The organism is Pseudomonadota bacterium (assembly GCA_030860485.1).
Lineage (GTDB): Bacteria > Pseudomonadota > Gammaproteobacteria > JACCXJ01 > JACCXJ01 > JACCXJ01.
Map to the genome: position 1 here is coordinate 1 of JALZID010000327.1, position 5,769 is coordinate 5,769.

General features: G+C 63.0%; 6 protein-coding genes. 2 read left to right on the top strand and 4 right to left on the bottom strand.

Annotated features, from left to right (window positions below; all coding sequences use genetic code 11):
* On the bottom strand, positions 1–262 hold a 262-nt coding region (locus tag M3461_20645; protein ID MDQ3776583.1), incomplete at its 3' end, for a hypothetical protein.
* 941 nt (positions 263–1,203) lie between these two features.
* Between M3461_20645 and M3461_20650 the strand changes: the two genes are divergently transcribed.
* Together M3461_20650 and M3461_20655 are read left to right on the top strand one after the other, a co-directional pair.
* Complete coding sequence (locus M3461_20650) at positions 1,204–2,478, top strand: cyclopropane-fatty-acyl-phospholipid synthase family protein (GenBank protein ID MDQ3776584.1); 1,275 nt, start codon at positions 1,204–1,206, stop codon at positions 2,476–2,478.
* 127 nt (positions 2,479–2,605) lie between these two features.
* Complete coding sequence (locus M3461_20655) at positions 2,606–3,937, top strand: NADH:flavin oxidoreductase (protein MDQ3776585.1); 1,332 nt, start codon at positions 2,606–2,608, stop codon at positions 3,935–3,937.
* Positions 3,938–4,106: 169 nt separating this feature from the next.
* On the opposite strand, the gene M3461_20660 is transcribed toward M3461_20655, so the two are convergent.
* The 3 genes from M3461_20660 to M3461_20670 all read right to left on the bottom strand — a co-directional run.
* On the bottom strand, positions 4,107–4,574 hold the full coding sequence (locus tag M3461_20660; protein MDQ3776586.1) for a DUF5658 family protein: 468 nt from the start codon (positions 4,572–4,574) through the stop codon (positions 4,107–4,109).
* Between the two features lie 131 nt (positions 4,575–4,705).
* A complete protein-coding gene (locus M3461_20665; protein ID MDQ3776587.1) occupies positions 4,706–5,113 on the bottom strand; it encodes a DUF4345 domain-containing protein in 408 nt (135 codons plus the stop codon).
* 273 nt (positions 5,114–5,386) lie between these two features.
* On the bottom strand, positions 5,387–5,769 hold a 383-nt coding region (locus M3461_20670), incomplete at its 5' end, for a malto-oligosyltrehalose synthase (protein MDQ3776588.1).

The window sequence follows — 5,769 nt, forward strand, 5'->3', positions numbered from 1 at the left end:
AAGGGGTCTTGCGGACGCTGACTTCGAGGCGCTCCTCGGTGGGGAAGGGGTTATCGGGTAGCGGCAGCAGATGGGGCTGTTCCTCGGTGAACACCGCGCGCACGGTGCGGGTGCGGTCTTCCGGGCAGACGAGAAGGCCTTTCTTGTTCCCAAATTTTTTCGCCCGGCTGGAAGAAGAGGTATACGCATCGTCGGTAAGGATGGCTTCCACTCCTGCAAAGGACAGGGTTGGCCAGAGCGGCAGAACCGCCAGTATCAGCACGGGGGTCAGTAAACGGCTCGTTCTCTGAACGTTCCCGGGCCTATTGTCTAAGTGGAGTTGCATTGCGTCAGGGTTTGGTTCTGTGATGTAGTTCTGTGATGTCATCTTCGTTCTGATTTCTGGGTGAGTGACCACCCGGTCTTTCGGGTTGTCAAGGCGACTCGTTAACGTGCTATGCCATACTTGCACCATTTCGGACCACACGGCGCCTCAGCCCGCGCTAGGCCGCACCGATATGTTCCTTCGCGAAGCGCGGACGTCAGAAAAATGGCAATGGCAAGGCGATTCGCACCACGTGATCGAGATCGGCGGGCGCCAAACCAGTGCCCGGCCCGTTCCACCCGGTGTGGGGGGCGGGCGGCGGCGCAGCTCGATCTTGCGCGTTTCGCCGTCGAGCATAGGCCCGCTTCGATGATCAAAGGGAGGAGACCAGGTTCACTTCATCTCGCTCCATGACGCCATCTGCGCCGCCCGCCACTCCTTGGCCGTCCGCGGTCTGCGGCGGGGCCTGAGCTTGCGTCGCTGCCTTGGTCCGCGGCGCGTGCGGTCACCGCCGCCAATGTCCTGACGTGCTCGCGCTCAACGCCCTCGGCTGCGGCGAGCCCCGCGCCGGCGTCTTGAAGACGGGATCCCGTTCGTGCCTCGAGGACGCGCCTGTCAAGACCCCGGGACCTCACCACCGGGCCCTGCACCGCGGTCTGACCGATAAACGGTTCCCGACCCGGCCCCCATCACACCCCACTCGCTGCCGAAACCACAGGACCCTTGCAACACCGTGTTGAATTTCCTATCCTTCCACGGGTCCTGCGAGATCTCATGAATGACCGGGACACGCCGAGATCGCTCTGATAGCTCCGAATGGATCCGAGTATTGGAGCAGCACCCAGCGTAGGTCATCGCTCGAATCCGATAACAAACCGACATGACAATGAGGAGACGACATGTTGATTCAAGACCTCGTGGAAGACCTTCTGGGTACGGACCTCCCGATAGGTATCCGCGCCTACGATGGAACCAGGATGGGACCTCCCAATCCACCTGCAACCTTGGTAATTCATTCCAAGAACGCGTTGCGGCGCATTCTTACCCGGCCCGGAGAGCTGGGATTCGCCCGATCCTATGTCAGCGGCGAAGTCGAGATAGAGGGCGACATCTTCGGTGTGATTGCGCTGCAATCGCGATTACCCCAGGTGGAACTGAATTTCAGACAGGTCCTGAAAGGCATCAAGATCCTCGGCTTGCGTGACTTGTGGCCACTAGCGCCGCCCCCGGAAGAAGCGCGTTGGCGATTCGGGTTCAGACATTCGAGGCGCAGAGACATCAGCGCGCTGACCGCCCATTACGATCGTCCTAATGAATTTTTCAGATTGATCTTAGGCCCGTCGTTGACCTATACCTGCGCTGTCTTCGAATCCGAAAATGATTCGCTCGAACAGGCACAGGCGAATAAATACGAGCTGATCTGTCGAAAGCTGGCTCTCGGGCCCGACAAACGCCTCTTGGACATCGGCTGCGGGTGGGGGGGAATGGCGGTTCATGCCGCGAAATATCACGGCGCCACAGTGGTCGGCGTGACGCTCTCCGAACGCCAGCGGGAGTATGCGAACGGACGAGTGCGGGAAGAAGGGTTGGAGAGGCTCATCGACATCAGGCTCCAGGATTTCAGGGACATCGACGATGGCCCGTTCGATGCCGTAAGCGCGATCGGTCTCTTCGAGCACGTGGGCCTGAGCCGGCGAAGCGGCTATCTCCCAAGGGTCTTTTCACTGTTGTCGAACGGGGGCCGTTTTCTGAATCACGCGATCAGCCGCAAGCCCTGTATCAAGGAGCGTCTTTCCCGATCGGGTTTCGCGGATCGCTATGTGTTCCCGGACGGTGAGTTGGTCGAGATCGGAAAGGTCGTTTCAGCCGTGCACAAGGCGGGCTTCGATGTACGCCACGTGGAGAACTTGCGTGACCATTACGTCCCGACCCTCCGCCACTGGGCGGCCAACCTCGAGCGGAACTGGGACAGAGTTGCCGCCCTCTCCTCCCAGGGAAAGGCACGGGTGTGGCGTCTTTATCTGGCCGGTTCGGCGATGCGCTTCGCCTGGAATCAACTGCACGTACACCAGGTGCTCGCCCTCAAGTCCGAACAAGGTCCCGGAGCCGTCGGGATGCCGTTGAGACCCACCTGGGACGGATCGCTGAGGCCCTGGGGTATGGCCAAGGTCTGACAGTATAAACGCGAGGGTAACTGGTTGGCTGGAACGAGCACAGCGCCGACGCGGCACCCCCTCCTTCACCACCGCATCGAGACGCCGCGTTCGATCTCCTATTCCTAACGCAGAGGAGGATACGCACATGATCTTCGATCCGATCACCATCAATAACGTCACCTTTGCAAACCGCCTGCTCCGCTCTTCCGTGGGCGGACGCAGCGCGTATTACAACGGCACGGCGTCCGATGTCTGGAAGAATTTCGAGAAGCGCTTCGCCGAGGGCGGTGTCGGCGGGATCATATCGACGACGCTCAACATCAACCGCTACCGCCAATCGCCCATGCAGTACCCGCCCCTCTCCGAAGACCGATTCGTGCCGCCGCTTCGGAAATACATCCGCGAGATCCGGGCAACCGGCGTCAAGTATCTGATCCAGATCGGCGATCCCGGCATGGCCACGCAGTTGTCCTTGTTTCCGGACGTACGGGACTCGTGGTCCTCCTCTTCGGGCTTCGATCTGGCCTATGGCTATAACAACTGGCGCACGCCGATGACCGAGCCCGAGATCCTGGGGGAGATAGCGGAGTTCCGCGACGCCGCCCGCCGCGTGCGCGAGACCGGCGCGGATGGGATGGAGGTGACGGCCAGCAAGGGCTATATCATCCACCAGTTCCTCAACCCAGGGCTCAATCGCCGCACCGACGAGTGGGGCGGCACGCCCGAGAAGCGCTTCCGTCTACTCGAGGAGATCGTAAAGGCCGTCCGCGCCGAAGTCGGTCGCGACTTCCTGTTCGGGATCCGCCTGTCGGCCGCGGACTGGAACTTTTTGCCCTTGAACGTCCGCCTGCCCGTCGTCTTTCCACTGCGGGCGCATTTCTTCGGCAACGGCATGGAGCAGACGCTCGATCACGGGAGATGGCTCAAGGCGCTCGGCATCGATTTCCTGCACATCGACTCGGGCTACGGGTTTTTGCACCCACGGGTCACACCCGGCCGGTTTCCGCTCTTCGAGGCACGGCTCTTCTGCAACTACGCCCGCCACCTGAGCGCCAAGGTGGCCTTGCAGGCCACCCTTTTCAATCTCTTGCCAAGCTGGCTCCTCGGGCCCATCGTCGGCATCGGCTACCACTACAAAGAGGGCATCAGTCTCGATTATGCCGCCACCTTCCGGCGCGAGATCGGTCTGCCGGTCATCTCGAACGGCGGCTACCAGCATCGCGGCTTCATCGAGCAGGCCCTCTCCGATGGGAAATGCGACATGGTCTCGATGGGGCGCGCCCTCCTCGCCAACCCGGACCTCCCCAAGCGCTTTCGCGACGGGTTCGACGAGGCCGAGCGCCCGTGTACCTTTTGTAGTCGCTGCGCCGGGCGTACGGCGACGAGCCCGCTCGGCTGCTACGAACCGCTCCGTTTCGACTCGATCGAGGACATGGAACGGCAGATCATGGAATGGAACCGGCCCGATCCGGCGTAGGGGCATGGCCCGGGGCCGTACCTACTCACACCAGAAACACCGCCGCGAGACCGAGGAGGATGAAAAACCCCATGCTGTCGGTGATGGCGGTCCCCCGGTCCAGGGCCCGCAGGAGGGCCGGGACTGCGTCCGCTCGTGACGGTCTAGGGACGGATGGCGGTGCGCGGGGCTAGGACCGATGCAGCGCAAAGAGCAGGACGCCCTCGTAGGCGACGAGGCAGCCATAGAGCCCGAGCAGGCCATACAGGACCTTCAACGCCGGAATCTGGCCGAGCGAGAAGTTCTTGTGCAGCACGAGCATGAGGACGCCCACCGCCGTGATGGCGAGCTTCACCGGCACGAACCACGCGGGCTCGGCTTGTAGGAGCGCCTCCATCACCGGATTGACCTCTTGGGCGCCCGCCTCGAGCAGGACCAGAGTGCCGTAGGCGTCGGCCACGGCGAGCGTGAACAGGGCGACCGCGGCGAGCACGACCGACGAGGGATAGCGATCGACATAGCCCGCTTGTGTTCCGGTGCGCCGTTCCGCCACCCGCCGCCCGCGCCAGGCCCCGTAGACCAGGCTCCGAAGGCTCAAGCGGCGGCGGTCGGTGCCGGAACGCCCGGGGGCGAGGTCCTCCTGCTGTGGTAGAGACATGGGTGCTGTCCTCGGATATCGAGTCCTCGAGCCATGCCTATCGGCACAGCCGCTTCCACTCCACAGCACTCCCCCTTCGAGCGGCCCCTTGGAAGTGGTAGATTGAACCGGGAGCGCGACTACCTGGACCCTTAGAGTTTCGGGCGCAGCGGTGATGTCTCGTCCTTCAGGGCCATGGCGTGCCAGATGAGCACGAAGGGGGGAAAGATAAGCTCGAAGACCAGCGCAATCAGAACGGGTATTCGCGGAAACCCGAGCGCCACGATGGGTATGGCGCGCGCAACCCCGGCGACGAAGACCATCGTCATCAGGATCCGAAACAATTGCACCTCGCTCTCGAGCCGGGACTGGATCCAGAGGATCAAACCCCCAAACCCCAGGTAGATCGCCGAGAGATAACGATACTGGCCGTCCGAGTCCGAAGAGAATTGGCCGTCGGGTACCAGCCGCTCCAATCCGGAGGCAATGCCGCCTATCCCGATGACAATGGGCACCAACCCGAGAACCCCCAAGAGGATCCGTAGCCGCACGAGATTCATGATGAACCCCCTATATCGTTGGCATTCTTCCAGGAGCTCGACCGCTGGATGAGGCCCCGGGAAACCCCGCTCGATCGACGAAAGGGCCCAGGAAGGGTCGCGTCAGGCCGTGCCGAGGACGAGTTTCACCAACCGGTCTCAAGGAAACCACGGATGAGCGCGGCGCCCTTCCCGGCCCAAGGATAGCGCAATGGCAGTGACGTTGCACAGGAGCATGGACGCCCGGCGCGCTCGATACGCTGCAGCAGCTCTTCCATCCGCTCATGGCTCAGCTTAGGCGCCGCGGCGGTTGACGACCAGTGCCACGGGCTCATGCTTCAGCAGTGACGACAGCAACAGGCCATCGGATCGCAGGCTCGCCGGCGCACAGGTCAGGGCGTCGAAGAAATCACCCCGCCGCAGCGACCGCGGCAACACCACCCGCGTGTCCTGCCAGCGAGCCGGCGGCACTCGCGGCAGCGGCGCGTCCAGCAGCGCCGCCGTCCAGCGGCTCGCGACGGCCAGGGCGGTGGTGGAGCCGTCATGGCGCGCGAAAGCCACCACGTGCCGGGCGAGTGGGCCGCGCACCTCGAGTGGCAGATAACGGCCGCGCTCGAACAGGACCGGCTCGCGCTCGCGCAGCTGCAGTGCCCGCGCGATCAGGCGCTGCTTGATGC